At 67.6% G+C, this 26,953-nt stretch carries 28 protein-coding genes; 13 read left to right on the top strand and 15 right to left on the bottom strand.

The window, feature by feature from the left end; all coding sequences use genetic code 11:
• Positions 1 to 10 precede the first annotated feature (10 nt).
• Entirely contained in the window at positions 11 to 406 is a 396-nt protein-coding gene (locus tag NF4_RS16240) for a RidA family protein (RefSeq protein ID WP_063128322.1), read from the bottom strand.
• A gap of 134 nt (positions 407 to 540) precedes the next feature.
• Here NF4_RS16240 and NF4_RS16235 point away from each other — a divergent pair, with 134 nt between their 5' ends.
• Positions 541 to 1,512 (top strand): helix-turn-helix transcriptional regulator, encoded by a 972-nt coding sequence (locus NF4_RS16235; protein ID WP_063128167.1) that lies wholly within the window; start codon positions 541 to 543, stop codon positions 1,510 to 1,512.
• Positions 1,513 to 1,514: 2 nt separating this feature from the next.
• On the opposite strand, the gene NF4_RS16230 is transcribed toward NF4_RS16235, so the two are convergent.
• Complete coding sequence (locus NF4_RS16230; RefSeq protein ID WP_232330497.1) at positions 1,515 to 3,041, bottom strand: adenylate/guanylate cyclase domain-containing protein; 1,527 nt, start codon at positions 3,039 to 3,041, stop codon at positions 1,515 to 1,517.
• Between the two features lie 107 nt (positions 3,042 to 3,148).
• The gene (trhA, locus tag NF4_RS16225; RefSeq protein ID WP_063128320.1) at positions 3,149 to 3,772 is read right to left on the bottom strand and encodes a PAQR family membrane homeostasis protein TrhA; all 624 of its coding nucleotides are present in this window, start codon (positions 3,770 to 3,772) and stop codon (positions 3,149 to 3,151) included.
• Positions 3,773 to 4,176: 404 nt separating this feature from the next.
• Between trhA and NF4_RS16220 the strand changes: the two genes are divergently transcribed.
• Positions 4,177 to 4,965 carry an isoprenyl transferase gene (locus NF4_RS16220; RefSeq protein ID WP_232330516.1) on the top strand — a complete coding sequence of 263 codons (789 nt, stop codon included), beginning with the start codon at positions 4,177 to 4,179 and terminating at the stop codon, positions 4,963 to 4,965.
• Positions 4,966 to 5,007: 42 nt separating this feature from the next.
• On the opposite strand, the gene coaA is transcribed toward NF4_RS16220, so the two are convergent.
• The gene (gene coaA / locus NF4_RS16215) at positions 5,008 to 5,940 is read right to left on the bottom strand and encodes a type I pantothenate kinase (protein WP_063128166.1); all 933 of its coding nucleotides are present in this window, start codon (positions 5,938 to 5,940) and stop codon (positions 5,008 to 5,010) included.
• A gap of 227 nt (positions 5,941 to 6,167) precedes the next feature.
• Between coaA and NF4_RS16210 the strand changes: the two genes are divergently transcribed.
• From NF4_RS16210 to NF4_RS16200, 3 genes are all read left to right on the top strand, one after another.
• Positions 6,168 to 7,364: a hypothetical protein gene (locus tag NF4_RS16210; protein WP_063128165.1), complete on the top strand. Its 1,197-nt coding sequence runs from the start codon at positions 6,168 to 6,170 to the stop codon at positions 7,362 to 7,364.
• Positions 7,365 to 7,494: 130 nt separating this feature from the next.
• On the top strand, positions 7,495 to 8,787 hold the full coding sequence (glyA, locus tag NF4_RS16205) for a serine hydroxymethyltransferase (RefSeq protein WP_063128318.1): 1,293 nt from the start codon (positions 7,495 to 7,497) through the stop codon (positions 8,785 to 8,787).
• Between the two features lie 86 nt (positions 8,788 to 8,873).
• The gene (locus NF4_RS16200) at positions 8,874 to 9,287 is read left to right on the top strand and encodes a limonene-1,2-epoxide hydrolase family protein (RefSeq protein ID WP_369690936.1); all 414 of its coding nucleotides are present in this window, start codon (positions 8,874 to 8,876) and stop codon (positions 9,285 to 9,287) included.
• A gap of 79 nt (positions 9,288 to 9,366) precedes the next feature.
• On the opposite strand, the gene phoH2 is transcribed toward NF4_RS16200, so the two are convergent.
• Positions 9,367 to 10,716, bottom strand: coding sequence for an RNA 5'-3' helicase PhoH2 (phoH2, locus tag NF4_RS16195; protein ID WP_063128163.1), 1,350 nt, complete (start codon positions 10,714 to 10,716; stop codon positions 9,367 to 9,369).
• Positions 10,717 to 11,120: 404 nt separating this feature from the next.
• The gene (locus NF4_RS16190; protein WP_063128162.1) at positions 11,121 to 11,504 is read right to left on the bottom strand and encodes a DUF488 domain-containing protein; all 384 of its coding nucleotides are present in this window, start codon (positions 11,502 to 11,504) and stop codon (positions 11,121 to 11,123) included.
• Between the two features lie 112 nt (positions 11,505 to 11,616).
• On the opposite strand from NF4_RS16190, the gene NF4_RS16185 reads away from it, so the two are divergent.
• Positions 11,617 to 11,889, top strand: a complete 273-nt coding sequence (locus NF4_RS16185) for a hypothetical protein (RefSeq protein ID WP_063128161.1) — start codon at positions 11,617 to 11,619, stop codon at positions 11,887 to 11,889.
• A gap of 60 nt (positions 11,890 to 11,949) precedes the next feature.
• Here NF4_RS16185 and NF4_RS16180 read toward each other — a convergent pair whose 3' ends face one another.
• On the bottom strand, positions 11,950 to 13,035 hold the full coding sequence (locus tag NF4_RS16180; RefSeq protein WP_063128160.1) for an epoxide hydrolase family protein: 1,086 nt from the start codon (positions 13,033 to 13,035) through the stop codon (positions 11,950 to 11,952).
• An 88-nt stretch (positions 13,036 to 13,123) separates the two neighbouring features.
• Here NF4_RS16180 and NF4_RS16175 point away from each other — a divergent pair, with 88 nt between their 5' ends.
• Positions 13,124 to 13,810 carry a TetR/AcrR family transcriptional regulator gene (locus tag NF4_RS16175; RefSeq protein WP_063128159.1) on the top strand — a complete coding sequence of 229 codons (687 nt, stop codon included), beginning with the start codon at positions 13,124 to 13,126 and terminating at the stop codon, positions 13,808 to 13,810.
• Here NF4_RS16175 and NF4_RS16170 read toward each other — a convergent pair.
• The 3 genes from NF4_RS16170 to adh all read right to left on the bottom strand — a co-directional run bounded on the left by NF4_RS16170 (position 13,798) and on the right by adh (position 16,506).
• A complete protein-coding gene (locus NF4_RS16170) occupies positions 13,798 to 14,271 on the bottom strand; it encodes a VOC family protein (RefSeq protein ID WP_063128158.1) in 474 nt (157 codons plus the stop codon). The two genes, NF4_RS16175 and NF4_RS16170, sit on opposite strands and share 13 nt — an antisense overlap.
• 295 nt (positions 14,272 to 14,566) lie before the next feature.
• A complete protein-coding gene (locus tag NF4_RS16165; protein ID WP_063128157.1) occupies positions 14,567 to 14,989 on the bottom strand; it encodes a DUF779 domain-containing protein in 423 nt (140 codons plus the stop codon).
• Positions 14,989 to 16,506, bottom strand: coding sequence for an aldehyde dehydrogenase (gene adh / locus NF4_RS16160; RefSeq protein ID WP_063128156.1), 1,518 nt, complete (start codon positions 16,504 to 16,506; stop codon positions 14,989 to 14,991). Before adh ends, NF4_RS16165 begins: the two co-directional genes overlap by 1 nt.
• Positions 16,507 to 16,976: 470 nt before the next feature.
• Here adh and NF4_RS16155 point away from each other — a divergent pair, with 470 nt between their 5' ends.
• The 5 genes from NF4_RS16155 to NF4_RS16135 all read left to right on the top strand — a co-directional run bounded on the left by NF4_RS16155 (position 16,977) and on the right by NF4_RS16135 (position 21,639).
• Complete coding sequence (locus NF4_RS16155; protein ID WP_063128155.1) at positions 16,977 to 17,348, top strand: hypothetical protein; 372 nt, start codon at positions 16,977 to 16,979, stop codon at positions 17,346 to 17,348.
• Between the two features lie 41 nt (positions 17,349 to 17,389).
• On the top strand, positions 17,390 to 17,977 hold the full coding sequence (locus NF4_RS16150) for a DUF3558 domain-containing protein (protein WP_198165346.1): 588 nt from the start codon (positions 17,390 to 17,392) through the stop codon (positions 17,975 to 17,977).
• A 170-nt stretch (positions 17,978 to 18,147) separates the two neighbouring features.
• Positions 18,148 to 19,335 carry a hypothetical protein gene (locus NF4_RS16145; RefSeq protein WP_063128153.1) on the top strand — a complete coding sequence of 396 codons (1,188 nt, stop codon included), beginning with the start codon at positions 18,148 to 18,150 and terminating at the stop codon, positions 19,333 to 19,335.
• The gene (locus tag NF4_RS16140) at positions 19,332 to 20,045 is read left to right on the top strand and encodes an ESX secretion-associated protein EspG (protein ID WP_063128152.1); all 714 of its coding nucleotides are present in this window, start codon (positions 19,332 to 19,334) and stop codon (positions 20,043 to 20,045) included. Before NF4_RS16145 ends, NF4_RS16140 begins: the two co-directional genes overlap by 4 nt.
• Positions 20,046 to 20,238: 193 nt before the next feature.
• A complete protein-coding gene (locus NF4_RS16135; protein WP_063128151.1) occupies positions 20,239 to 21,639 on the top strand; it encodes a class II fumarate hydratase in 1,401 nt (466 codons plus the stop codon).
• An 87-nt stretch (positions 21,640 to 21,726) separates the two neighbouring features.
• Here NF4_RS16135 and NF4_RS16130 read toward each other — a convergent pair whose 3' ends face one another.
• The 3 genes from NF4_RS16130 to glpX all read right to left on the bottom strand — a co-directional run bounded on the left by NF4_RS16130 (position 21,727) and on the right by glpX (position 24,715).
• Complete coding sequence (locus tag NF4_RS16130) at positions 21,727 to 22,584, bottom strand: acyl-ACP desaturase (protein ID WP_232330496.1); 858 nt, start codon at positions 22,582 to 22,584, stop codon at positions 21,727 to 21,729.
• Between the two features lie 206 nt (positions 22,585 to 22,790).
• Entirely contained in the window at positions 22,791 to 23,411 is a 621-nt protein-coding gene (locus NF4_RS16125) for an LGFP repeat-containing protein (RefSeq protein WP_063814601.1), read from the bottom strand.
• Between the two features lie 260 nt (positions 23,412 to 23,671).
• Positions 23,672 to 24,715 (bottom strand): class II fructose-bisphosphatase, encoded by a 1,044-nt coding sequence (gene glpX / locus NF4_RS16120; protein WP_063128149.1) that lies wholly within the window; start codon positions 24,713 to 24,715, stop codon positions 23,672 to 23,674.
• Between the two features lie 131 nt (positions 24,716 to 24,846).
• On the opposite strand from glpX, the gene NF4_RS16115 reads away from it, so the two are divergent.
• Positions 24,847 to 25,416, top strand: coding sequence for a DUF4245 domain-containing protein (locus NF4_RS16115; RefSeq protein WP_063128148.1), 570 nt, complete (start codon positions 24,847 to 24,849; stop codon positions 25,414 to 25,416).
• Between the two features lie 23 nt (positions 25,417 to 25,439).
• Here NF4_RS16115 and NF4_RS16110 read toward each other — a convergent pair whose 3' ends face one another.
• Together NF4_RS16110 and xseA are read right to left on the bottom strand one after the other, a co-directional pair.
• The gene (locus tag NF4_RS16110) at positions 25,440 to 25,673 is read right to left on the bottom strand and encodes an exodeoxyribonuclease VII small subunit (RefSeq protein ID WP_063128147.1); all 234 of its coding nucleotides are present in this window, start codon (positions 25,671 to 25,673) and stop codon (positions 25,440 to 25,442) included.
• A 2-nt stretch (positions 25,674 to 25,675) separates the two neighbouring features.
• The gene (gene xseA, locus NF4_RS16105) at positions 25,676 to 26,914 is read right to left on the bottom strand and encodes an exodeoxyribonuclease VII large subunit (protein WP_232330514.1); all 1,239 of its coding nucleotides are present in this window, start codon (positions 26,912 to 26,914) and stop codon (positions 25,676 to 25,678) included.
• Positions 26,915 to 26,953: the final 39 nt, after the last annotated feature.

Genomic DNA, 26,953 nt, shown 5'->3' with positions numbered 1-26,953 from the left:
CGGACCGGGGTCAGTCGACGGCGGTGCCCTCGAGCTCGACCAGTTGGCCGGGAATGGCCAGCCGGGTGACTCCGAGCATCGTGGTGGCCGGTGCCACGCCGGACGCACCCAGCCGCGAGGCGAGTACGCCGTAGTGCTGGAAGAGCAGGTCGACATCGGTGGTGTAGACGGTGAGCCGGACGAGGTTCACCAAGGACATGCCGGCCTCGCCGAGCACGGCCGTCAAGTTGTCGAGGCTCAACGCCAACTGGGCTGCCATATCACCGGCATGCTGCGGTGTGCCGTCGCCGCTCATCGCGGTCTGCCCCGAGCAGTACAGGGTCCGGCTGTGCCCGGAGACGAGTTCGCCCTGGTTGAACCCCATCTCCGTCGACCATGCCACCGGGTTGACCGCCGTTCGTTCCACTGCCACATCAGCTCCGTTCGATTCGGTGAAGTACGTACGTCCCGCGGCGCGGTAGGCCTGGTTCGGGACGCCGTGGTGGCAAGCCTGCCAACCAATCACGACATCCTGTGTCATGTATTCGGTACAGTTTTCGGATGCGCGCCGACCGGTTGGTGTCACTGGTGCTGCTGCTGCGCGGGCGCGGTCGGCTGACCGCGACCGAACTGGCCGACGAGCTGGAGGTGTCCACCCGCACCGTGCTGCGTGATATCGAGGCGCTGTCCACAGCCGGAGTCCCGGTCTATGCCGAACGCGGCCGGCGCGGCGGTTTCGCGTTGCTGCCCGGATTCCGCACCGAACTCACCGGGCTGAGCCACGATGAGGCGATCGCCCTGCTGGTCGCCGGTTCACGGCGCGGCGCGCAGGCATTCGGTCTCGGCTCGGCGCTTGCTTCGGCCATGCTCAAGGTGGTCGACGCGCTCCCCGAAAGTTATCGGCACACCGCAGCCGATGTGGCGCAGCGATTGCTCATCGACCCGGAAACCGATCTGCTGTCGCGGCGGATGGTCACCGAGGAGGTGCCCGGCAGCATATCGGCCGAGGTCCGGCGCGCGGTGTTGGCCGGGAACAAGCTGCGTATCCACTACGCGGCCGCCGGCCGGAGCCCGGAGTGGCGCACGGTGGACCCGATCGGCCTGGTCACCGTGGGCGGCCAGGCGTACCTGCTGGCCACGCGGTCCGGCGCGGAACGCACCTACCGGCTGTCGCGGGTGTCGGCGGCAGAAGTACTTCCCGAACCGGCCCAGCGCCCGGAACGGGTCGATCTGGGCCGGGTCTGGCAGGAACGCAGCACCCGATTCCGGACCGGCGGAGACCGAATCGACGTCCTGGTGCGGGTGGACCCGGCGCGGCGGGACGAGTTGGTGAACACCGCGCTGGCCGTCCGCACCGAGGAATCCGGCGCGGACGGATGGCTGCGGCTGGAGGTGACCTTCCAGGATGCGCGGCACGCCGAATGGGCGCTGTGGCAGCTCACCACGGACGCGGAAGTCCTGGCCCCGCCGTCCTTGCGCACCTGTCTGCGCGACCGCGCCGCCGCGATCGCCGCTCGCTACGAAGCGCCTTAGCCTCAGCGCGGGGCCTCATGTTCGCGATCGGTCCAGGACGGGGTCGGTGCGTCGATACCACGCAACGCGACGGCTCCGTACTTCACCCATTCCGCGCGCTCGCCCGCCTCGGCGGCATCGACAACACTCTGGGAGACCAGGATGCGCCGCGGCACCTCCTTGGCGCGGCTGGTGAGCCGGGCCGCGGCGTTCACCGCGTCCCCGATCACCGTGTACTCCCGGCGGGTGTCGGTGCCGACGTCCCCGGCGAACACCCGGCCCCGGGCCACGCCGATTCCGATATCGAGTTCGCCCGCCGCCAGGACCTCGTCGCGGATCCGGCGGGCGGCGCGCAGGGCGGGAGTCGCGTTGTCGGCCAGCGCGATCGGGGCGCCGAAGATACACAGCGCCGCGTCACCTTCGAACTTGTTCACCAGCCCGTCGTTGTCCTCGGTCGCGGCGACCACGGTGGCCATGAGCCGGTTCAGTTTGGCCACGAACTCCTGCGGCGGGAGTCCGGTGGAGATCGCCACCGATCCGGTGACGTCCACGAACAGCGCCGAAACCTCCCGTACGTCACCGGTGAGATCGATACCTCCGGCGAGTGCCCGCTCGGCCACCTCCTCGCCGACGTGCCGGCCGAACACGTCCCGCATGCGCAACCGTTCGCGCAGGTTCGCCGACATCTCGTTCACCGAATGTTCCAACCGGCCGATCTCGCTGGCACTGCCCACCGACACCCGGACATCCAGGTCACCCCGGGTGATCCGGTCCACCGCTATTCGCAGTGTCCGCAGGGGCGAGGCCACGGCCCGGGCCAGCGCCCAGGTGGCCAGCACCCCGACGACCAGGCTGATCGCGGCGAGATAGATGCCGGTTCGGATCCGGTGTTCCATGGAGGTAGCCGGATCGGCGAGTACCACGATCAGCGCGCTGAGCGGCATGGCGCCGGAGACAGCCCAGGCCAGCGCCACCCGGATGAACACCGACGAACTCCAGTGCATGGTCGCGCCGAGCACTCCGGCCACGATCGGCACCACCGGCCGGATGACCCGGTCCACGATCAGGTAGGTCAGGCCGGCCGATTCGAGTCCGCCGACGGTGAACATCGCGAGCAGGACGGTGAGATCCTTCTCGGTGGTCAGGCCGGCCAGCAGGATCGCCGACAGCACCACCCCGGGCGCCCACATCACCAGCGAGCGCAGGGTGATGGCGAGCGGCAGGTGCAGGATCCGCCGCGCCTCCTCGGGGGTCGGTTTGCGGGAGCTGTCCAGCCAGGCGAAATAGCTCATCCGGTCGCGCACGGCCAGCGCGATGCCCAGCAGCGACGCGACGATCGGGTAGACGGTGACCAGTATGAGCCCGCTCAACTGTTCGGCGCCGACGCGACCGGGGAAGCCGATGAGTATCAGCTGGGTCACGATGACCGCGAGACCGCTGAGGTGGGCGGCGATGACGACCGACGCCAGCCCCCAGCGGGCGAGGACGGTCCACTGCATCAGCCGGGTGACCATTCCGGCCCGGGGCCGGGATCCGACACTGTAGGCCATCGGCGCGTTACCCGCGGTGGCCGCTGGAGCGTGGGCGGCCGGTATCGAAGGACACGACTCAGCAGCCTAATCGACGTTGCTGGTCAGCGGTCCGGGAACGAGCTCGCTCACCTCAGCAGTACCAGCCAGACCGCCGCGTAGTGGCAGAGCGCGGCCACCACGGTGGCGGCGTGGAAGAACTCGTGGTGGCCGAAGGTGCTCGGCCACGGGTTGGGCCAGCGGGTGGCGTAGAGGACCGCGCCGACGCTGTAGGCCAGCCCACCGGCGACCAGCAGCAGGACCGCCGGCAGGCCGACCGAACGGTAGAGTTCGCCGCCCACCGGCACCACCGCCCAGCCGAGCAGCAGATACAACGGCACCCCCAGCCAGCGCGGGGCGTGTGGCCACAGCACTTTCAACGCCACCCCGGCCAGCGCGCCCGTCCACACTACGGTGAGCAGGACCGGTCCGGTCGGGTCGGGCAGACCGAGCAGCGCGAACGGGGTATAGGTGCCCGCGATGAAGAGGAAGATCATCGAGTGGTCGGCCCGTTTCATCCGGGTTCGCGCCTGGACCGTGGGCCAGGTGATGCGGTGATAGACGGCGCTGACACCGAACAGGGCACAGATGGTGAGCCCGTAGACCAGCGATGCCGCGACGGCTGTCGCCGATACCGTGGCCGACTTCGCGACCAGGGCGATCACGGCCACCGCGGCGATACCGGTGGCCCAGGTATGGATCCAGCCGCGCATCCGGGGTTTGCCCAGTGCGACCAGGGAGTCGGCCGGATTGGGTACCGGATCGCCATTGTCCGGATCGGTTCGCGGATCGACCCCGGCGTCGAGCACAGTGCCGGGCGGATCGAGGTCGCCGGGATCCGAGGGACCCCCGGGGAACTGGTCGGGCACATTACCTCCTGGTCGGCTCTGCACTGGACCGCCTCCTGCGGCAGCGCGACGGGTCCGGCCGGTGGGACCGCGGAAGTTCCGCCGCCCGACCCGCGATCGATAGACAACCCGTGGGTAACCTACGGCGGCGTAGGTTCCTTTCGATGGCTACTGTACCGGCTCGGCCCCGGACACGGGCGGTCTCGCCCGGCCGTGGACTCCACTGCATTCTGCGGCAACTACGGACCCCGACCGGAAAAGGCGTACTGTTGGTCGTCGTGGAATTTCCGAGTCGGCTGCGGGGCTTTCCCTATCGCATCTACGAGGCCCGTCTGGCCAAGCAGCTTGCGGACAAACAGCATCCGCGCCATGTAGCGGTGGTGTGCGACGGCAACCGCCGCTGGGCCCGGGAGAACGGGTTCACCGATATCACCCACGGCCACCGGGTCGGCGCCCTCAAAGTCGCCGAACTGGTCAGCTGGTGCGAAGCCGCGGGAATCGAGCTCGTCACCGTCTACCTGCTCTCCACCGAAAACCTCAGCCGCGGCCAGGAAGAACTGGAAACTCTCTTCGAAGTCATCACCGACGTCGTCGAGGAACTCGCCGCCCCCGAACAGAACTGGCGGGTCCGTATCGTCGGCACCCTGGACGGTCTTCCCGAGCTGGTCGCCAAACGCATGCGCACCGCCACCGAACGCACCCGTGAGCGCACCGGCACCCACGTCAACGTCGCCATCGGCTACGGCGGCCGTCAGGAAATCGCCGACGCCGTCCGCCAACTGGTTCGCCAGGAGATATCGGCCGGCGAAACCGGCGAGGACCTGGTCCAGTCCATTACGGTCAGCGCCATCGGCCAGCACCTCTACACCTCCGGCCAGCCCGACCCCGACCTGGTGATCCGCACCTCCGGCGAACAGCGGCTCTCCGGCTTCCTGCTCTGGCAGAGCGCCTACTCCGAGATCTGGTTCACCGAGGTCTACTGGCCCGAGTTCCGTCGCGTCGACTTCCTCCGCGCCCTCCGCGACTACGCCGCCCGCCACCGCCGCTATGGAACATGAATTTTCGGCGGTGCCGCAGGCGGCGTCGAAAAACACCGTCGATCACAATTTCCGCAGCCGCAGCCGGTTGATCGTATGGTCGGAGTCCTTACGCAGGACCAGGGTCGCGCGAGGGCGGGTGGGCAGGATGTTGTCCACCAGATTCGGGCGGTTGGTGGAGTTCCAGATGTCCTTCGCGGCGGCCGTCGCCTCGGCGTCGGTGAACCTGGCGTAGTGATGGAAATGAGCCTTGGGATCGGCGAAACCGGTGGCTCGCAGGCTCAGGAACCTTCGTACGTACCAGGTTTCGATATCTTCGATCCGCGCGTCCACATAGATGGAGAAATCGAACAGGTCCGAGACCATGAGCCGCGGCCCGGTCTGCAAAACGTTCAACCCTTCGACGATGAGGATATCCGGCTGGCGTACACAGTGGAATTCGCCGGGGACGATATCGTAGGAGATATGTGAATAGACCGGTGCGCACACTTCTTCGGCGCCCGATTTCACTTCGGTGACGAAGCGCAGCAGTTTGCGTCGGTCGTAGCTCTCCGGGAAGCCTTTACGGTGCATGAGCCCGCGCCGGGTGAGTTCCGCCGTGGGGTAGAGGAATCCATCGGTGGTCACCAGGTCGACGCGGGGATGGTGATCCCAGCGGGCCAGCAGTGCCTGTAGTACGCGGGCCGTGGTGGATTTGCCGACCGCCACGCTGCCGGCCACACCGATCACGAAGGGGACCTGTTTGTCCGGATGTGATTCCCCGAGGAAGGTGGCGGTGGCCGCGAACAAACGTTGTCTCGCCGCCACCTGCAGGTGGATCAACCGGGCCAGCGGCAGATAGACCTCGGCGACTTCTTCCAGGTCGATCTGTTCGCCCAGACCCCGCAGGCCGATCAGTTCCTCTTCGGTGAGCACCAGCGGAGTCGATTTGCGCAGTTCCCGCCACCGTTTCCGGTCGAATTCCACATACGGACTCGGCTCGCTCGCCTTGGCCATCTACTCAGCGCTCCACTCTGCCGGACACTCGTGCTCGCGGTGCCTTGCGCGTGGGATTCCGCCGCTGCGGCTGTCGCGACCCCGGCAGGTCCGGCGCTCTGGCTGTGCCCTCATGGCTGAATTCTGCCCCTCGCGGGGGAGCAGGCGAACGAGGGGGTCCATTACGCTCCGGCCGGCCGCGGATTGTGTATGGGCTTCGCCCGAGCACGCCCGTTAGGGTCGGTGCCATGGAAGCCCACCCCCTGGTGATCGAATATTTGCGGCTCGGTCTGGCATTCGACCGGATCGAAGAGGGGTTCGTCGACGCCTACACGGCCGACCCGCGGCTGCGGCAGGAGGTCGAGAACGCGCCGAAGCCCGAACCCCGGGAGCTGGCCCGGACGGCCGCGCGGTTACGTGCGGAACTCCCGAACGCCGGTCTCACCGCCCAGCGGTCCGAGTTCATCGATGCGCATCTGCGGGCGCTGGAATGTTCGGGCCGCAAGTTCGCCGGGGACGATATCGGTTTCATCGACGAGGTCCGCGCCTATTTCGACGTCGAGATCGCGCCCGGCGATCCCGCCGACTACCAGGAGGCGCATCGCCGGATCGACGAGGTCCTGGGCGGATCGGGCCCGTTGGCGGAACGGATGGCGGCCCATCGCAAAGCCGACGAGATCCCGCCGGACAAGCTCGAGGCCTGCGTCGAAGCGTTCTCCGGCGCGCTGCGCGAACTGGTCCGCGCCCGGTACCCGCTACCCGACCACGAACACGTCACCTACGAGGTGGTCGGCGACAAGCCGTGGTCCGGTTTCAACTATTACCTCGGCAACTACCGTTCGACGGTCGCCATCAACTCCGACCTGCGCCAGCACATGGCGAATCTGCCCCGGCTCATCTCGCACGAGTCCTACCCCGGGCACCACACAGAGCACTGCCGCAAAGAGGCCGGCCTGGTGGCCGCCGGGCAGGCCGAGCAGACGATCTTCCTGGTCAACACCCCGCAATGCCTGATGGCCGAAGGACTGGCGGACCTCGCGTTGCGCTCGATCGTCGGGCCCGGATGGGGCCGGTGGGCCCAGGAGATCTACGCCGACCTCGGACTGCGGTTCGACGGTGAACGCGCCGAACGGCTCGCCGAGGCCTCCGGCCAACTGCTCGGGGTCCGGCAGGATGCCGCGCTCATGCTGCACGACCAGGGCAAGGACGCCGACGACGTGGCCGCCTTCCTGGAGCGCTGGTCGCTCACCACACCCGACCGCGCCCGCCAGTCGCTGCGCTTCCTGTCCTCACCGCTGTGGCGGGCCTACATCAGCACCTACGTCGAGGGCTACCGGCTGCTGGGGGGCTGGCTCGACCGCGCCACCGACGAGGACGACCGTGCCGACCGCTTCCGCCGTCTGCTGGACGAACCCCTCATCCCCTCAGCCCTCCGCGCCGCCTGACCATGGCGCCGCGCTCTGTCCGCTCCGGATGGCCGGCCTTCGTGGCCGGGGTCACGAGGGTGCCCCGGCCATGCCGCGCCGAAGGCGGGGCAGATAAACCCATCCCGGAGGTGACTCATACACTGGCGTGGTGACGCAGACGACCGCCTCTGTCAATACCCAGTCTCTCGGTGAGCTCGATCCCGAACTCGCCACCGCGATGGCGGGTGAGCTCGCCCGGGAACGCGACACCCTGGAAATGATCGCGTCGGAGAACTTCGTGCCGCGCGCGGTGTTGCAGGCGCAGGGCAGTGTGCTCACCAACAAGTACGCCGAGGGTTATCCGGGCCGTCGCTACTACGGCGGCTGCGAACACGTCGATGTGGTCGAGAACCTCGCCCGCGAGCGCGCCAAGGCGCTGTTCGGCGCCGATTTCGCGAATGTGCAGCCGCATTCCGGCGCGCAGGCCAACGCCGCGGTGCTGATGGCGCTGCTCGATCCGGGTGACCGTTTGCTCGGCCTGGACCTGGCCCACGGCGGCCACCTCACCCACGGCATGCGGCTGAACTTCTCCGGCAAGCTGTACGACGTCCACTCCTACGGGGTCTCCAAGGAAGACCACCGGGTGGATATGGACAATGTGCGGGCGATCGCGCGGGAGGCGCGGCCTAAGGTGATCGTCGCCGGATGGTCGGCGTACCCGCGGCACCAGGATTTCGCGGCGTTCCGGGAGATCGCCGACGAGGTCGGCGCCTATCTGTGGGTCGATATGGCGCATTTCGCCGGACTGGTCGCCGCCGGCCTGCACCCCTCCCCGGTCCCGCACGCCGACGTGGTCTCCTCCACCGTCCACAAAACCCTCGGCGGCCCCCGCTCGGGCCTCATCCTGGCGAAACAGGACTACGCCAAGAAGCTCAACAGTTCGGTGTTCCCCGGGCAGCAGGGCGGCCCGCTGATGCATGTCATCGCCGCGAAGGCGGTGGCGTTCAAGATCGCCGGCACCCCCGAGTTCGCCGAACGCCAGCAGCGCACCCTGACCGGCGCCAAGATTCTCGCCGAACGCCTCACCGGCGCCGACGTCGCGGGTAAGGGCATCAGCGTCCTCACCGGCGGCACCGACGTCCACCTGGTCCTGGTCGACCTGCGCAACTCCGACCTCGACGGCCAGCAGGGCGAAGACCTGCTGCACGAGGTCGGCATCACGGTCAACCGCAACGCCGTCCCCTTCGACCCGCGCCCCCCGATGGTCACCTCGGGGCTGCGTATCGGCACCGCCGCCTTGGCCACCCGCGGTTTCGGCGACACCGAGTTCGCCGAGGTCGCCGATATCATCGCCACCGCCCTCGCGGGCGGCGCCGACCTGGACGCACTGCGCGGCCGGGTCAAGAAACTCGCCAATGATTTCCCGCTCTACCAGGGCCTGGAGGACTGGAACCTGTTGTGATTTTCGGGGTCTGTGTTCTCGACGCGCCAGCGCGCCGAGAACACAGCGCCCTGGCTCCTACCGGAGCGGCGTCCTAGGCTCGGATGATGGATACCGATCTGAATCAGGACGCGGTCACCACGGTCCGCGAGTTCTTCACCGCGATGGAGATCGGCGCGCTCGACGAGGCGCTGGAACTGGTGCATCCCGATATCGTCTGGAAGAACACCTCGCTGCCGGATGTGCGCGGGGCGCGGCGGGTCGGGAAGTTGCTTCGGGGCCTGGACCGGGAGCAGTTCGGGTTCTCAGCGCAGATGCACCATATCGCCGCGGACGGATCGGTGGTGCTCACCGACCGCACCGATGTGCTGCGGTTCGGGCCGGTGCGCATCTCATTCTGGGTGATGGGAACCTTCGAACTGCGGGACGGCCGGATCGTGCTGTGGCACGACCATTTCAGCTGGGAGAACTTCCTGCGCGGTACCGCGGCCGGGGTCGTGAAGGCACTTTTCGGTCGCTGACCTGCCGGGTCGCCATCGCGCGGGCGCCGTTCGAGAGCGCCGTGGAGTGCTCTCGAACGGCTGCGTCGTGCGCCGGGCCCTATGCGTTGGGCCCGTATTCCTCCAGCATCTCGGTGACCAGTGCGGCGATCGGCGACCGCTCACTGCGGGTCAGGGTGATATGCGCGAACAAGGGGTGGCCCTTGAGCTTTTCGACCACCGCCGCGACACCGTCGTGCCGGCCGACCCGCAGATTGTCGCGCTGCGCCACATCGTGGGTCAGGACCACCCGGGAACCGCTGCCGAGCCGGCTCAGTACCGTCAGCAGGACATTGCGTTCCAGTGACTGGGCTTCGTCCACGATCACGAACGAATCGTGCAGGGACCGGCCTCGAATATGGGTCAGCGGGAGAACTTCCAGCATATCCCGGCTGAGTACCTCCTCCATGACCTCGCGGCTGGCCAGACCGTCCAGGGTGTCGAAGACGGCTTGTGCCCAGGGGCCCATCTTCTCGTTCTCGGTGCCCGGCAGATAACCGAGTTCCTGACCGCCCACCGCGTACAGCGGCCGGAAGACCACGACCTTGCGCTGGGTGCGCTTCTCCAGCACCGCTTCCAGGCCGGCGGTGAGCGCCAGTGCGGATTTACCGGTGCCGGCGCGGCCGCCCAGCGAAACGATGCCGACGCTCTCGTCGAGCAGCAGGTCCAATGCCACCCGCTGTTCCGCGGAGCGGCCGTGCAGCCCGAAGGCTTCCCGTTCCCGCACCAGCTGCACCCGTTTGTCCGGTGTCACCCGGCCGAGGGCGCTGGAATTGTTGCCCAGGAGCCGGATTCCGGTGTGGCAGGGCAGTTCTCGTGCCTCGTCGAGATCGACGACCGATTCGCTGTAGAGCCGGTCGACGATGTCGGAGGCGGTGTCGATCTCGACCATGCCCGTCCAACCGGAGGTCACCACATCCTGTGCGTGATATCCCTCCGCCCGCAGACCTACCGCGCTGGCCTTCACCCGCATCGGAATGTCCTTGGACACCAGCACGACCTGGCATCCGTCGGCCGCGAGGTTCAACGCGCAGGCCAGGATGCGGGAATCGTTGCTCTCGGTGCGGAAACCGACCGGCAACACCGAGGGGTCGGTGTGGTTCAGCTCCACCTGCAACGTGCCACCGTCGGTGCCGATCGGCAGCGGTTCGTCGAGCCGGCCGTGGGCCACCCGCAGATCGTCGAGCATGCGCAGGGCCTCGCGGGCGAACCAGCCGAGTTCGTGATGGTGTCGTTTACCTTCGAGTTCGCTGATCACGACCAGCGGCAACACCACATGATGTTCGCCGAACCGGGTCACTGCCCAGGGGTCCGACAGCAGCACCGAGGTGTCGATGACGAAGGTTTTCAAACCTTTCTCAATGAAGCGAGAATTCGCCGAAGGGGCGGATACGGAGCGATTATCAGTCACGGTAGGCTCCTATGGTCTGCGCGGCACCCACACAGACAGTCTCGCTGGGCCGGTAGGTCCGGATGGCTGCTGACGTGGTGCGTCAGTGGCCACGAGGACCGGGTGCCGGCCCCCTCGTACTGAGTTTCTCAGTCACGGTCAGGACCTCCCGAGCGAACCGCAACGTGCGACCCGCCACTCCGAAGCTACCTCCTCACCACCCCTGTGCGCTCGGAGAAATGCGGGAGGCTTTGGTGAATTCACTGTGAACTGGCCCCGGTTCGGCCGGTTTCACGCAGGTCAGCATGGGTATCGACGGCCCGCGATCGATTCGGATCAGGTATCGGTGAAACTCACGCTGTCCCGGCGCTTGGGCGGCGTGTTCGCTCCGGGTTCGCCTTCGTGTCGCGCGGCGCGGGGTCACCTCACTCGCGCAACTGCTCCACCAGTACCGGAACGTGGCTGTGACCCGGCTCTTTGACCGCGGTGACCAAAGTCACCGGCGGGCTGCCCCCGGCGCGCTCCCGTAACCGGTGCAGTATCTCGCGGGCCGCAGGCTCGGCGAGCTCGGCCCGGTAGCGGTCGGCGAATTCGGTGCGCCGGCCGTCGGGATCCTCGTGGAACCACCGGCGCAACTCGGTCGAGGGGGTGATCTCCTTGGCCCATTCGTCGATCCGGGCGACGGCCTTGGCGAGGCCGCGCGGCCACAGGCGGTCGACCAGTACCCGGTATCCGTCGTCGGCCGCGGGGGCTTCGTAGACGCGTTTGACCTGGAAGCCGGGCGGTGGGGTGAGGGTTTCGTCGGTCATCGGGTCATCGCAGCACGGTATCGGCCCGGAGGGGGTACGCCACGCGGCGACGGCCCGGCGACCCTCCCGGAAACCGGGCCCGGAACCCGGCGCCGGGATTAGAGTCGGCCATATGACCCAGCACGAGGAGTTGGACAAGCTCTCGTCGAAGGAACTGCACGACCGCGCGGTGAGGCTCGCGGTGCGGCACGGTGACATCCGCTTCCTCTGGGAACTGCTGACCCGGATCCCGGCGGCGGAGGCCACGGCGGGCCGGGCCGGCGAGAGCGAAGCCGATATCAAATGGGTGGTGCCCATGCTCGACGACTATATTCACGCAGGTGACGGCGAACTCGCCGAGGCGCTGCGCGAGTTCTATCTGGAGTACCTGAAGCAGCATTCCTGATCGTGGCGCAGCGATGCGCACCGCGGACCCGCCGCGGTGCCGGATCGCCACGGCCTCGGTTCACTCGCCGCGGTACCCCCCGAAGAACGCGGTGATCTCGGCGGCCATGAGATCCGCCGCGACATGGTGCAGGTAGTGGGTGTGCACGTCGTGTGTACGCCACGACACGATGTGGTGATCGCGCTCGGCGAACCGCCGGATCCCGTGGAAATCGCCGGTCGAGCCGCACAATGCCAGCGGCACGGTCGACGGCGCGGTGGAAGCGGGGGCCTTGTCCTTCTCGAAGTAATGCCGGATCGCCGAACCCGCCGTGCCGGTGAACCAGTGGACGGCGATATTGGCGATCACGAACTCGTCGTCCAAATCCGGGCCCAGGAGCTGTCCATTCCAGCCGAGCAGGCCCGAGGGTGAATCCGCGAGGGCGTGCGCGAGGGTCTGCGGCTGCTGTGATTGCAGCACATTGAAACCCATCTTGTTCGCCACGAACCAGTTCAGGGTTTCCAGTGACCGCTGCTCGTCGGCATCCAGGTCCGCCAGCTCGGTGGGGTCGCCCGAGGGGAACGAATACACCTGGGCAACATGCAATCCCACGACACGGTCCGGCGCGATACGGCCCAGTTCGACCGAGATCGACGACCCGCCGTCGTTGCCCACCGCGCCGTATCGCTCGTAGCCGAGCCGGCTCATCAGCTCGGCCCAGGCGCGGGCGATCCGCTGGTCGTTCCAGCCCTTCTCGGTGGTGGGTCCGGAGAAACCGTAACCGGGGACCGAGGGGATGACGAGATCGAAACCCGCGGCGGTCAGCGGCTCGATCAGGCGCAGGAATTCGATGAAGGTGCCGGGCCAGCCGTGGGTGAGGACCAGCGGGAACCCGGTGCCCTGCTGCGCGCGTACATGCAGGAAGTGGATCCGCTGACCGTCGATCTCGGTCACGAAGTGGGGGTGGGCGTTGAGCTGCTCCTCCGTCTTCCGCCAATCGAGCTGCAGCCACTGCTCCGCCAGGGCGCGTACCCGGTCGACGCTCACGCCGTACTCCTCGCCGGAGCCCGGGATCTGGTCGGCCCAGCGGCTGCGCCGGAGCCGGTTGCGCAGATCGTCGATATCGGCCTGGGCGACCTCGATGCGGAAGGGCTGGATGGTGGCCATATCGAATCCTTTGTTCGGAACGGAATGCTTTGTTCTGTTTGAAGAATAGCAGAACGGAACATTCCGTTTCAAGTGCTATGCTCGGCGCATGCCGAAATCAGCGGAAACCCCTGCTCACAAGCCTCTGGGCGGCCGTAGAGCGCAGGCCGCCCGCAACGACAGTCTCGTCCTGGAAGCCGCTCGGGAGGTGTTCCTGGCCGAACCGAAGGCACCGATCGCCGCGGTGGCCGAACGGGCGGGCGTCGGAATCAGCGCGCTCTACCGCCGCTATCCCAGCAAGGAAGCGCTCCTGCGCACGCTGTGCCACGAGGGGCTGCGCCGCTACAACGCGGAGGCCGACGCCGCGCTGGCCGAACCCGACGGCTGGCAGGCCCTGGTGGGATTCCTGGAGCGAGTGGTCGACGCCGACGTGCATTCCCTGACAGTCCATCTCGCCGGCACCTTCGAACCCGACCCGGGGATGCGGCCCGAGGTGACGCACGCCGACGAGGTGAACACGAAGCTGGTGCGCCGGGCGCAGGCGGCGGGCCGGCTGCGGGAGGGGGTGACGCCGCAGGATATCGGCCTGGTACTGGAAGCGTGCGCGGCGGTTTCGACACCCGACCGGCAGCGCACCGCGCAACTGCGCCGCCGGGTGCTCGCGGTACTGATCGCCGGGTTGGCCGCCGAGGGCGAGCTGCCGGGCCCGCCACCGCGGCCGGGTGAGTTCGCCTGGCGGTGGCAACGCGCCGGAACCCACCCGGCACGGCCGCCGGAAGCGGATCAGCCGGCGTAGGCCTCCCGCATGGCCTGCAGGTCGATCTTCTTCATCTGATACATGGCCGCGAGAGCGCGGTCGACCGCCACCGGATCGTCACCGGAGAGCAGTTCGTTGGCCTCGCTGGGCCAGATCTGCCACGGCACCCCGTACTTGTCGTTGAGCCAGCCGCACTGCACCTCCTCGCCGCCGTCGGCCAGCAGCGCCTCCCACAGCCGGTCCACCTCGGCCTGATCACCACAGTTGACCAGCAGCGACATCGCGTGGGTGTAGTGATAGTCGCCGCCGCCGTTGATAGCGGTGAACTGCTGGCCGGCGAGCTGGAAATCGACCAGCATCACCGTCCCCGCTTCCCGCATGCCCGAATCCGTATAGCGCTGCACCCCGGTGATCTTCCCGTCCGGAAACAGGGAACAGTAGAACTCCGCGGCCTCCTCGGCCTGGGTGTCGTACCAGAGATTGGTGACGATCTTCTGCATGACGATCCTCCTCGGCTGACGGCTGGTATGCACTGACGACGGATCCCGGAGCCCAAACTGATCGGCTCCGGCCGAATTCGATCGATGATCCGATACCGGGTCGCCGCATACGGCCCGACCCGCCGAGCCCGGTCGGCGGTAGTCGGGGGCCGGGTCCCTCGCGGCTCCCGTTGTCCACTCCGCCGCCTCGGAACCGGGCGGCCCCGAGCGCCGAGGCGAACCATCGGAGCCGCGAGGAGGTTCCGGCGGAAGCGCGCCCCGACTCACCTGAAGAGGAGCGCAGCACTGTCAGTGCTCAATGGTCGCCGTTCTCTGGACGGTCGGCCGCACTCGCGCCTGTCGGCGGTGGCGGCGCGGCTTCGAGGCGGAGGAACTCCTCGTCGGTGAGCAGCCGGGACCGGATCAGGAACCGCACACCCTCCGGGGCCTCCAGAGAGAATCCGCTTCCGCGCCCGGGCACCACGTCCACCGTCAGATGGGTGTGCTTCCAGTACTGGTACTGGTCCGCGCTCATCCAGAACGGGGTGTCCACATCCACCTGCCCCAGCAGCACATCCTGCGCCCCGACCCGGAACTCACCCCGCGGGTAACACATGGGTGCGCTGCCGTCGCAGCACCCGCCGGACTGGTGGAACATCACCGGACCGTGCCGTTCGATCAGCTCGTGCAGCAGATCGGCGGCGGTCGCGGTGAGTTCCACCCGGTTCGGGTCCGGCATCAGAAGAACCCGAGCTTCTGCGGTGAGTAGCTGACCAGCAGGTTCTTGGTCTGCTGGTAGTGGTCCAGCATCTGCGCGTGGTTCTCCCGGCCGATACCCGACTTCTTGTAGCCGCCGAATGCCGCGTGCGCCGGATAGGCGTGATAGCAGTTCGTCCACACGCGGCCGGCCTTGATACCGCGGCCGAGCCGGTAGGCGGTATTGCCGTCCCGGGTCCAGACACCCGCGCCGAGACCGTAGAGGGTGTCGTTCGCGATCTTCAGGGCCTCCTCGGTGGAATCGAATGTGGTGACCGAGACGACCGGGCCGAAGATCTCCTCCTGGAAGATGCGCATATCGTTGCTGCCCTTGAAGATGGTCGGCTCCACGTAGAAGCCGTTCGGGTAGCCCTCGACCGAACGGGAACCGCCGCCGGTGAGTACCTCGGCGCCTTCCTTCTTGCCGATATCGATGTAGGACAGGATCTTCTCGAGCTGGTCGTTACTGGCCTGCGCGCCGATCATGGTTGCGTCGTCGAGCGGATCGCCGCTCACAATGGCCTTGGTGCGCTCCACACAGCGGGCCATGAACTCGTCGTAGATCGACGAATGGACGAGCGCCCGCGACGGACAGGTGCAGACCTCGCCCTGGTTCAGCGCGAACATCACGAAACCCTCGACCGCCTTGTCCAGGAAATCGTCGTCGGCCGCCATGACATCCGGCAGGAAGATATTCGGACTCTTCCCGCCCAGTTCCAGGGTGACCGGGATGATGTTCTCGCTCGCGTACTGCATGATCAACCGGCCCGTTGTGGTCTCTCCGGTGAACGCCACCTTCGCCACCCGCGGACTCGACGCCAGCGGCTTACCGGTCTCCACCCCGAAGCCGTTCACCACGTTCAGCACACCCGGCGGCAACAGATCGCCGATCAGCTCGACCACCTTCATGATCGACGCCGGCGTCTGCTCTGCCGGTTTCAGCACCACCGCGTTACCGGCCGCCAGCGCCGGCGCCAATTTCCAGGTGGCCATGAGAATCGGGAAATTCCACGGAATAATCTGACCCACCACACCCAGCGGCTCGTGGAAGTGATAGGCGATGGTATCGGCGTCGATCTCGCTGATCCCGCCTTCCTGGGCGCGGATGGCCCCGGCGAAATACCGGAAATGATCCACCGCCAGCGGCAGGTCCGCCGCCTTCGTCTCCCGGACCGGTTTCCCGTTCTCCCAGGTCTCGGCGACCGCCAGCGCCTCCAGATTCTCCTCGATCCGATCCGCGATCTTGTTGAGGATATTCGCGCGTTCGGTGGTGGACGTGGCTCCCCACCCGTCGGCGGCCGCATGCGCGGCATCCAGCGCCAGCTCCACATCGGGTGCGGTGGACCGCGCCACCTCGCAGAAGGTTTCGCCATCGACCGGAGACGGATTGTCGAAGTATCTACCTTCGACGGGCGCGGTCCACTCACCCCCGATGAAATTGTCGTATCGGCGGGCATAGCTGACGATGCTGCCGTCGGCACCGGGCTTGGCGTAGGTCATGAGGTACTCCTCGAAGTGGATTCATGCGGTGCGCGGAGGCCGAAGCGAAGGCGGAGGTATCGCATCATGACGAACTCCTCGGTCGACTCGGGCGTTGAACGCGCGCCGGATAGAGCGTGATGTACCTCACTATGCCGCGTAACCGGCAGTAGTACGCCGGGTTCGCGACGAAACGTGGGCTCGATTCCGGCGTGGAGCCGGATCGGCCCTGGTCGAGGTGGTGGCAGCCGGAAAACCGAGGTCGACGGCGGGGGATGCGTGCCCGGAATCGCGCGGGCCGGGCGTGGACGCCCCGCTGACCGAGCGTCCGGGATATAGCGCCGACCGATCGGCAACAGTCGGCGGGCCGTGGGGAACGAAACGGACTGCCGCGAGGCGATTCCGCGGTACCGGGGTCCCGGCGGAACCGGAGTGGGGGCGGGTGCGTCCAGTATGGTGAGTGAAGTTTACGGAAGGGTGGGCCGAGCGGGATGGATGTGGGGCAGGGGACCGCGAACGCGCTGTATCAGCAAGCTGTGGCGGGGACATTCCGGATGGAGCGGGGGGCCGCGGAACGGTGTGCGGCGGTGTACACGCGGTTGGTCGACACGTGTGTGGACAAGCAACTCGATGAGTTGAGGCGCATAGTCCGTCTGGACGGGTTCGGGGGATTCCGCTCGGCCGAACAACTCCAGAGTGGGTTCCAGGAAAAACACGTCCTCACCATTGACGCGGTGGCGGGGCTGAAGGAGGCCGCCTTGCGGATGGCTGCGGCTTTCCTCCAGGCCGGTGGCGAGTTCGAAGAGGCAGATGAAATGAACAGGCGCGCGATCGATGCGGCGGCGGAGGTTCAGCAGTTATGACACTAACGAGATTTGCGACTGCCACGGCATCCTGTGCTCTGATGATGTTGAGCGTCGGCTGTTCACAGGGCTCGGAGGCTCCTGCCGAAGGGCCGCCGGTGGCGGCAGGTACATCGACCAGTCCGGGAAGTGTGGCATCTCGTCCGACTCTCACCGCGCCCAACCTGCAGCCACCGGTGGAACAAAACGAGTACACAACCGATGGCCGGGCGGAGGTCGTCTTCGACCCGTGTACCTGGATCAGCGATGACGCCGTCTCACGCGCGGGGCTGGATCCGGCGAGTCGGCGGCGAGGCCGGGATCTTATCGCCGAGTACACGTTCTTGACCTGTGACTTCGACGGATTGAACTGGGACCTGCAGATCGATTCCGGGAATCTGAGCTGGCAAGAGGACGTGGACAAGAACGGCGCAAACAGTGAGCCGTTGACGATCAACGGTCGGGAGGCGATGTGGGTTCGCGATCCTCGATTGGTAAAGACGTGCGATATTCACGTCCGTACCAAGGTGGGGTTCGTAATCTTCAGCACTTCAAGGACTTTCGAAGGTTCAGAGGCGGGTTTGGAGCGCTGCGACGGAGTGCTGCACATTGCCGAGACTCTCGAGCCTTCTATCGGGCCGGACAACTGACCATGGGCGGAGAACAGCAACCTTCGCAATTGGGGTTCTTCGGCCCAGCGCTCGGCATAGACCCATCTGCGGTGAAGGCCCGGCTCACGGCACAGCAAGTTCAATCGGGCGCGGAACACGTCGGGTCTCAGGTATCCCACGGCGGTCGTGATCCGTCCTATATCACTGAAATGGAGCAGTTCGAAGGGCTCTCGCACCAAGAGATCTACGCCAAGGTCCAGGCCATGGATCCCGTTGCCATGCGTCGGTTCGCCGATACCTATGGGGCAGTCGCCGTCGCTCTCAGCGGCGGATTGCTCGGTGCTCACCTGTCCATTCAGCGAGAGCTTTCCGACGGCCTGGACGGGGAGTTCGCCGATGCCGCCAATCGGGCTGCGCGGAAGTTCTACGATCAGGCGACGGATGTGCAGGAAGTGATCCGCGCGGTGGGGTTGAGGGTCGAAGCCGCTGCTTACGGTGCGGAGGTCGTGAGAAAATCCGTCCCCCCGCCTCCTACCGTTTCCCCAGGTACAAACCCGGCGATCGCCACGTCCGTGGTCGATCCGGCCCAGATCGCGCAGACGGTTGTCGGCGCAACCGACCCCGCTGCTGCCGCCGCACTCGATCGCTACAAGGAAGACCAACGGCTGGTCGCGGTGGAAGCCATGAATATGGCGTACAAGCCGACCTACCAGCCCGCGGGTGACGGCGTGCCGACCTTCGTGCCGGTTCAGGCGCCGGGTGACGGGCCGGGGCCGTCTGTTCCGGGTGGGACGTCCACCACCGGACCCAACGGCACCACAACGACCTCCTCCGCTCCCGGCGGTGAAACTCCGGGTTCCGAAACGCCCGGCGAGCGCGACACCGAGGGGAAGAGCACCGAAACCGCTGGTACAGAAGAGGATTCGCAGACCACCGCGGCCGGATCGAACGACAACCCGACCACCCGGCAGCCGAACACGACGACAACCACTAACCCGGCCGGCGACCCGCAGCGCACTACACCGTCGACCACCACCACCGGTTCGCCCTCTGTACCTACCGGTACTCCGGCCGGGACGCCCGGTGGCACCCCGCAGACGCAGACCCCGGGCAAGACGGTGACCGGGGCTCCCGGTGGGCCCAACACCTCCACCGGGTCTCCGAGTGCGGCTTCCACGGCCGCGGGTACCAGCCGGGGGATGTCCGGGATGCCGGGCATGATGTCCCCGGGCGCGGGCAAGCGCGGTGAGGACGACGACGAGCACAAGACTCCCGACTACCTGATCCAGGATCGTGAAGAAGAGTTGTTCGGTCCTCGGATCAGTGCCCTGGGTGGTGTTCTCGGGGCCGATGCCCCCGCCGCGCAGCCGGCCGATGATCGCGGTGACCGGCGGTGAAATGGGAGTTCGCCCCGGACGAATTCGTGCACGTCTGGAAGGAGACCGGTAAGGACCGGTATCCGTATCCCCTGGAGGTGCGATCGTCGGTGCGCTGGGAGGACGAGTTCCAGCGGTTGGCGGCCGGGATCGCGTCCGCGTACCCGCGAGGTGGTGATCCCGACCTCACCGCCGCGTTGCGAGTCGCCGCCGACCCCGAGTACACGCTGACCCTCTCAGGTAGCCGCCGGCACCGGATCCGCGCATACGGCGCGTTCGCTGGGCAGGTGGCCGTCACCGCCGTGCAATTCCCCGGCACCACTACCGATTTCGACGGCAAGTTCGTGCTGCAGATCGGCTCGTCCTCGCTTGTCCGCAGAATCTTTCTACAAATACTCGGGGAACAGCCCAAGGGAAGCCGGGCACCGCTGGTGGAGAGTATCGACCGGCTCCGTGACACCTATGAGGTGTGGAACGGCGGCAAACCCCAGCCCGCCGACCGGATGCGCCGACTGCTGAAGGCGCCGCGCGCGGGATCCGGGTTCCTGGAGGCGCGCCACCGGTTGCGTGAACCGGACCCGCCGCCACCTCGCTACCTGAGCTGGTTCGATGTCGCCGACGATGGGCGCTATATCTATCGGCACCGCTACCAGGATTTCCATATCGACCCGATCTCGCACGCGGAGTTGAGTCGCGAGATCGACCGGCTCGTCTCCACCGGACACGACTGAGCAGGAGCGAGCTCACCCGGCTACCGGGGATTTCGATCGGTGAGCAGTTGTCTCGCGGGCGTAGCGAGGTATCGAGCAGGTGTTCCAGGCCCACGCGGGGGCCGGGTCCGGCATCCATCGAGGGGAATTCCGGTGACCTGGACCTCACGCGTGGCACGCCAACATCGCCGGGACGCGGCATAGGCTCGGGAACATGAGCGAGGAGAAGCAGTACCGCATCGAGCACGACACCATGGGCGAGGTCCGGGTTCCGGTGGACGCGCTGTGGCGTGCCCAGACTCAGCGGGCGGTGGAGAACTTCCCGATCAGCGGGCGAGGGCTGGAGCGGGCGCAGATCCGGGCGCTCGGGCTGTTGAAGGGGGCCTGCGCGGTCGTCAACCGGGATCTGGGGTTGCTCGATGAGGAGCGGGCCGCGGCGATCGTCGCGGCCGCGACCGAGATCGCGGAGGGCCGCCACGACGACCAGTTCCCGATCGATGTGTTCCAGACCGGGTCGGGGACCAGTTCGAATATGAACGCCAACGAGGTGATCGCCTCGATCGCGGCCGCGCGCGGGGTCACCGTGCACCCGAACGATCACGTGAACATGTCCCAGTCGTCGAACGACACCTTCCCGACCGCGACCCATCTGGCGGCCACCGAGGCCGTGATCAAGGATCTGCTGCCCGCCCTGGAGCATCTGCGGCTGGCGCTGCTGGACAAGGCGACCGAATGGCGCACGGTGGTGAAGTCGGGGCGCACCCATCTGATGGACGCGGTCCCGGTGACGCTGGGCCAGGAGTTCGGCGGCTACACCCGGCAGGTCGCGGCGGGTATGGAGCGGCTGCTGGCGACACTGCCGCGGCTGGGTGAACTGCCGATCGGCGGTACCGCGGTCGGGACCGGGCTGAACGCGCCCGCCGGGTTCGGGGCGAAGGTGGTGGCGGAGTTGGTGCGGGCCAGCGGGATCGACGCGCTGACCGAGGCCGAGGATCATTTCGAGGCGCAGGCGGCGCGGGACGGGCTGGTGGAGGTCTCCGGGGCGCTGCGCACGGTCGCGGTGAGCCTGACCAAGATCGCCAACGATATCCGCTGGATGGGTTCGGGCCCGCTGACCGGGCTGGGTGAACTGCAACTGCCCGACCTGCAGCCGGGCAGTTCCATCATGCCCGGAAAGGTGAATCCGGTACTGCCGGAGGCGGTCACCCAGGTGGCGGCGCAGGTGATCGGAAACGATGCCGCGGTGGCTTTCGCGGGGGCGGGCGGCCATTTCGAGCTGAATGTCTATATCCCGGTGATGGCGCGTAATGTGCTCGAATCCATCCGGCTGCTGGCGGCGGTGTCCCGGCTGTTCGCCGACCGGTGTGTGCACGGGCTGACCGCCGACGTCGAACGGCTGCGTACCCTGGCCGAATCCTCGCCTTCCATCGTGACCCCGCTGAATTCGGCGATCGGTTACGAGGAGGCGGCGGCGGTGGCCAAACAGGCGCTGCGGGAGCAGAAGACGATCCGTCAGACGGTGATCGATCGCGGACTGATCGGCGACGGGTTGAGCGAGGAGGAACTCGACCGGCGCCTGGACGTCCTGTCCATGACGAATATCGACAACGACTGATGCCGCGCCGCCCCGGGGACCCGGGATGACGCGGCATTCGGTGCGACGCGACCGTCGATCGACGGTCGCGTCGCACCGTAGGTGGATTCAGGGTCGGAAGCGGGCCAGCTCTTCGCGGGCCGCCTCCCCGGATTCGCCGAGGTCGGTGCGGCCGAACACATCCCAGCGCCGCAGCAGCGGCGCGAAGATCAGCTCGTCCTGTTTCTCCGGGTCGTAGATGCCGGCGTCGGCCAGAGCCTCGTCGCTGCTGCGCCCGTCGGGCAGGGTGACCGAGGGGACGCGGAACGCGGCGACCTGGTCGGCGACGGCGCGCATGGTCTGGTCCGGGGTCTCGTCGAAACCGGCGGCGACGAGGTCGGCGAATACCGCGGCCTGCATCTCGTCGTCCTTGGCGATCCGCTCGCTGATCGCGGTGATCAGCGGGTTCTCCCCGAGCGCGGCGGTGTTGCGATGGCGCACGGCGGCGGCGGTCTCCTCGAACGCGCAGGCGGCCAGCACATCCAGCAGATGCAGCGGCTCGCGCCGGAAACCGTCGGTCATATGGCCCATGCGCAGCCGTTCCAGCTCCACCGGGTCACAGGCGCGGGTGACCATCAGGTAGTTGCGGATCACCACGGAGTGCCGGGCCTCCTCGGCGGTCCAGCGGCCCACCCAGCGCCACCACGTGCCGGTGCGTAGATATTTGCCGACCTCTCGGTGGTAAGAGGGCAGATTGTCGGCGATCAGCACGCTCACGGTGAGCGCCAGCCGGGCGGTATCGCTGAGCTCGGACTGCGCGGGGTCCCAGTCCTCGCCGCCGAGGAAGGCGAAGTTGCGGCCGTCGTCCCACGGGACGAAGTCGTGCGGCTGCCATTCATCGGCGATCTCGGTATGGCGCCGCATGGTCAGTTCCACCTCTACCGCGAGTGATTCCAGCAGGTCGCGGTCGGTCAACAGTTTCTGCACGCACACACGGTAGCGGGTCGGACCGAGTACGGGGTGAGCGCCGGGGCCGGGTTGGGGAATATCGGCGGGCCGGCTGCTTCGGGTGGTGGACGCGCACAATTCGTTCCGTCCCCGCATGTGAACGGAGATTCCGCCTCGCGCAGTGCGCAGGGCCCCGGACAGCCCTCGGGACGCCCGCCGTAGCGGGCGCCCCGAGGCGTTGTCTCTCAGTTCTCGGTGACCGTGGTGGAACGGTCCGAGGAGTTCCAGGTGATGGTGCCGCCCTCGAACTCGCTCTTCTTGCCCTCCGGGGTCTCTTCCTCGTCGGAGGTGGGGAAGCCGAGTTGGCCGTCCGCGCCGCCGTTGGCCTCCCAGGCTTCGCGAATATCACCCCAGACGATATGGGCGCCGGTCTCCTCGCTGAAGAAGACGGTCCCGCCGGTGAAGTTCTGGTAGCGGCCGCCGTCCCCGGCGATCTCCTCCTCGCCCTCCGGCATACCGAGCGTGCCGGTAGGGCCGCCGGCCTCGGTGTACTTCTGGTAGATGCTGCCCTTCACGGTGACCTCGTTGCCGTCCGGGGTCTGCACAGTGGTCTCGCCGGCGTCGGCATTGGGGTCCTCGTCGGGGGTCGGCGAGCCCTCGGCTTCCGTCGTCTCGGTGGGCGAGCCCTCGGCGCCCGGAGAGGCGGGCGGGGCGCCGGTGTTGTTGCCGCCCGGCATCACCGCCGAGGTCACGGAGCCGACCGTATCCGATACCGAGTTGTCGTCGTCACCGCAGCCGGCGACGAGCAGACCCGCGGCGGCGAGTGCCATGGTGAATCCGGCCGAACGTCGAGCGAAGTGGTGCATGTCCATCCTCTCGCGACAGGCCGGTGTGATGGACGGACAGGTCGTGGTGGTTCATCACTCCGGCTGTGGATTCGGCAACGCGACGGCTACCGAGATCGGATTTCCGTGACGCTGCCAGTTCGGTGGCCACGCGGATATTACCCGTAACAGCCGGGATCCACCCGGGATGCCGAAAATTTGCTGACTGCGGCGGGTGCGTCCGGGCGCGCCGGAGCGATCCGGGCGGTCCGGAGCCGGGCCCCGGACCGCCCACACGCAGGTCAGGGCAGCGGCGGGTTGGCGTGCTCGTCGCCGTGGAAATCGACCGACGAGTACTCGCGCAGTTTTGTGAGCCGGTGGTAGGCGTCGATCATGCGGACCGTGCCCGATTTCGACCGCATCACGATGGAGTGGGTGGACGCGCCGCCGCCGTAGTAGCGGACCCCGCGCAGCAGATCGCCGTCGGTGACGCCGGTGGCGCAGAAGAAGACGTTGTCCCCGGCCACCAGGTCCTCGGTGACGAGGACCCGATCCAGATCGTGTCCGGCGTCGAGCGCCTTCTGCCGTTCCTCGTCGTCCTTGGGTGCGAGCTTGCCCTGCAGCGCGCCGCCCATACAGCGCATCGCGGCGGCCGCGATGATGCCCTCGGGGGTGCCGCCGATACCTACCAGGATGTCGGTCCCGGAATCGGGCCGCGCGGCGGCGATGGCGCCGGCCACGTCACCGTCGGAGATCAAGCGGATCCGGGCGCCGGCACTGCGGACCTCCTGGATCAGGTCGCTGTGGCGGGGACGGTCCAGAATGCACACGGTGATATCGGAGACCGAGGCGTGCTTGGCCTTGGCGACCTTGCGGATGTTCTCCCCGATGGGCGCCGAGATATCGATCACGTCGGCGGCGTCGGGGCCCACGGCGATCTTCTGCATGTAGAACACCGCCGACGGGTCGAACATGGCGCCGCGCTCGGCGACCGCCAGCACCGAGATGGCGCCGGGCGACCCCTTCGACATCAGCGTGGTGCCGTCGATCGGGTCGACCGCGAAATCGACCTCCGGACCGGTGCCGTCGCCCACGTTCTCGCCGTTGTACAGCATGGGCGCTTCGTCCTTCTCGCCCTCGCCGATCACCACGATGCCGCTCATGGATACCGAGCTGACCAGCTGCCGCATGGCATCCACGGCCGCCCCGTCGCCGCCTTCTTTGTCGCCCTTGCCCACCCAGCGTCCCGCTGCCATGGCGCCGGCTTCGGTGACGCGGACGAGTTCGAGCGCGAGGTTGCGATCGGGCGCCTCGCGGCGGCTCGAAGCGGGCGAAGATGCCGTCATAGCGGGTGCCTCCTAGGTTGTGTAACTTGCCGTAATTGTCGCATCGCCGGATTGCGTGCCGGTGATCACCTGGTACGGCAGTACCGGGGGCGGCGCGGGGCCCCGCCGCTACCACGATGGATACTGGGAGCGTGCCGAACAAGAAGCCACGCATCATGAACGACTACCGGGATCTTTTCTGGTCGTTGATCCCGTTGGTGCTGATCGCCGTGGTGTTCGCCGGATTGACCAGTCAGTGCAGTTTCTCCGCGACCGGTCCCACCCAGGGCACGATACCGAGTTTCGATGCCGCCGCGGCACTGCGCTCGGACGCGCAGAACCTCCCGTTCCCGATCCGCGAACCGGCCCTCCCACAGAACTGGCAGCCCAATTCCGGGAGCCGCGACACCATCACCGAACGCGGCGGCGGCACGGTCAGCACCATCGGTTATGTCACCGGTGTGGGCACCTATATGGAACTCGATCAGAGCGACGCCACCGAAGAGGTCCTGGCCGGACATATCGTGGGCACCCGGTATGCCACCGGCACCCGGGATATCGCCGGGCAGAAATGGGTGGTTTACCAGGAGCCCGGCGCCGAACCCGCGTGGGTCGCCGATTTCGGGGACAGCCGGGTGCTGATCCGGGGCGCCGGCGATGCCGAGGCCTTCGAGACCCTGGCCGCCGCGGTGGTGGCCGCCCGGCCGCTCCCGGCGACGTAACCGGTCGACGGGGTAGGCGCGGGTCATTCCGTGTCGTCGGATTCGGCCAGCGCTTTCTCGATCCGCTGCCGCGCCCCGGCCAGATGTTCTTCGCACCGGTTGGCGAGCGCCTCGCCGCGTTCCCAGAGCGCCAGGGCGTCGTCGAGGTCCATACCGCCCTGCTCCAGCATCTTCACCACGCCGGCCAGCTCGTCGCGGGCGCGTTCGTAGCCGAGGCCGGCGATATCGGCCAGGTCGTCGGTGCCGGATTCGGACACGGTCAGGTCCTCTCGGAGTCGTCGGAGCGGGTGGGGGAGCCGCGTTCGCCGAGCCGCTCGGTGCCGAGGACGGCGGCGGAGATCGCGCCGTCACCGACCCGGATACGCAGCCGGCTGCCCGCGGGCGAATCGTCGATCGCGCGCACCACATGGCGTTCGGGTCCGGTCACCCGCTGCACGACAGCGTAGCCACGGGCCAGGGTGGCGGCCGGACCGACCGCAGTCAGCTGACGCCGCAGATGGTCGGTGGTCACCGATTCGGCGCGGACCAGGCTCTCGGCGCAGCGACGGGTCGCGGTGCGCAGGCGTTCGATCTCGTCGTGCCGGTGGCCGAGATCGCGCAGCGGATCGGCCAGCACCGGGCGTGACCTCAGTTGCCGCAGTGCCGCCGACTCCCGTTCGACCCAGCCGCGCAGTGCCGCCGCGGACCGCGCGCGCAGTTCCCGGACGAGCGCGGTCTCCGCGGCGGCATCGGGCACGATACGTTTGGCCGCGTCGGTCGGGGTGGCCGCGCGCAGATCCGCGACCAGGTCGGAGACCGGGGAATCGGGTTCGTGACCGATAGCGCTGACGATGGGAGTGGTCGCGGCGACGATGGCCCGGCACAGGGTCTCGTCGGAGAAGGGCAGCAGATCCTCGACGCTGCCGCCGCCACGGGCGAGCACGATCACCTCGACCGCCGGGTCACGATCCAGCGCCGCCAGCGCGTCGAGGATCTGCGGGACCGCGGACGGACCCTGCACAGCGGTGTTATGGACCTCGAACCGCACCGCGGGCCAGCGATCCCGCGCCACGCTCAGCACATCGTGTTCGGCGGCGCTGCCGCGGCCGGTGATCAGCCCGATGGTGCCGGGCAGGAAGGGGACCGGGCGTTTGAGCCGCGGATCGAACAGGCCCTCGGCATCCAGCAGGGCTTTCAACCGTTCGATCCGTGCCAGCAGTTCGCCGACACCGACCGGGCGGATCTCGGAGATCCGCAGCGACAGGGTGCCGCGGCCGGGGAAGAAGGAGAGCTTGCCGTAGACCACCACCCGGCTGCCCTCCTGCAGCGGGACGGGGGAGGCGCGCAACAGGGCCGGGTCGCAGGTCACCGACAGCGACATATCGGCGGCCGGATCGCGCAGCACCAAGAAGGCGGTGCGGGTGCCGGGCCGCAGGTTGATCTGGGTCAGCTGGCCTTCCACCCAGATACTGCCGAGCCGGTCGATCCACTGGGCGACCTTCATCGACACCGAACGCACCGGCCACGGCTGCTCGGCGGAATTGGCGGGGGCGGGTGC

The organism is Nocardia fusca NBRC 14340 (assembly GCF_001618425.1).
GTDB lineage: Bacteria > Actinomycetota > Actinomycetes > Mycobacteriales > Mycobacteriaceae > Nocardia > Nocardia fusca.
This window is presented reverse-complemented; position numbering and strand designations above follow the sequence as displayed.

Coding starts and splice junctions, on each gene's coding strand:
- coaA (WP_063128166.1), bottom strand. CDS start 5,940: ATGGCCAAGGCGAGCGAGCCGAGTCCGTATGTGGAATTCGACCGGAAA.
- NF4_RS16210 (WP_063128165.1), top strand. CDS start 6,168: ATGGAAGCCCACCCCCTGGTGATCGAATATTTGCGGCTCGGTCTGGCA.
- glpX (WP_063128149.1), bottom strand. CDS start 24,715: ATGACGGCATCTTCGCCCGCTTCGAGCCGCCGCGAGGCGCCCGATCGC.
- NF4_RS16170 (WP_063128158.1), bottom strand. CDS start 14,271: ATGCAGAAGATCGTCACCAATCTCTGGTACGACACCCAGGCCGAGGAG.
- trhA (WP_063128320.1), bottom strand. CDS start 3,772: ATGCGCGGCTGGATCCATACCTGGGCCACCGGTATCGCCGCGGTGGCC.
- NF4_RS16145 (WP_063128153.1), top strand. CDS start 18,148: ATGGAGCAGTTCGAAGGGCTCTCGCACCAAGAGATCTACGCCAAGGTC.
- NF4_RS16235 (WP_063128167.1), top strand. CDS start 541: ATGCGCGCCGACCGGTTGGTGTCACTGGTGCTGCTGCTGCGCGGGCGC.
- NF4_RS16185 (WP_063128161.1), top strand. CDS start 11,617: ATGACCCAGCACGAGGAGTTGGACAAGCTCTCGTCGAAGGAACTGCAC.
- NF4_RS16135 (WP_063128151.1), top strand. CDS start 20,239: ATGAGCGAGGAGAAGCAGTACCGCATCGAGCACGACACCATGGGCGAG.
- NF4_RS16165 (WP_063128157.1), bottom strand. CDS start 14,989: ATGCCGGACCCGAACCGGGTGGAACTCACCGCGACCGCCGCCGATCTG.
- NF4_RS16200 (WP_369690936.1), top strand. CDS start 8,874: ATGGATACCGATCTGAATCAGGACGCGGTCACCACGGTCCGCGAGTTC.
- adh (WP_063128156.1), bottom strand. CDS start 16,506: ATGACCTACGCCAAGCCCGGTGCCGACGGCAGCATCGTCAGCTATGCC.
- NF4_RS16230 (WP_232330497.1), bottom strand. CDS start 3,041: ATGGCCTACAGTGTCGGATCCCGGCCCCGGGCCGGAATGGTCACCCGG.
- NF4_RS16180 (WP_063128160.1), bottom strand. CDS start 13,035: ATGGCCACCATCCAGCCCTTCCGCATCGAGGTCGCCCAGGCCGATATC.
- NF4_RS16150 (WP_198165346.1), top strand. CDS start 17,390: ATGATGTTGAGCGTCGGCTGTTCACAGGGCTCGGAGGCTCCTGCCGAA.
- NF4_RS16125 (WP_063814601.1), bottom strand. CDS start 23,411: ATGCACCACTTCGCTCGACGTTCGGCCGGATTCACCATGGCACTCGCC.
- NF4_RS16155 (WP_063128155.1), top strand. CDS start 16,977: ATGGATGTGGGGCAGGGGACCGCGAACGCGCTGTATCAGCAAGCTGTG.
- NF4_RS16190 (WP_063128162.1), bottom strand. CDS start 11,504: ATGACCGACGAAACCCTCACCCCACCGCCCGGCTTCCAGGTCAAACGC.
- NF4_RS16175 (WP_063128159.1), top strand. CDS start 13,124: ATGCCGAAATCAGCGGAAACCCCTGCTCACAAGCCTCTGGGCGGCCGT.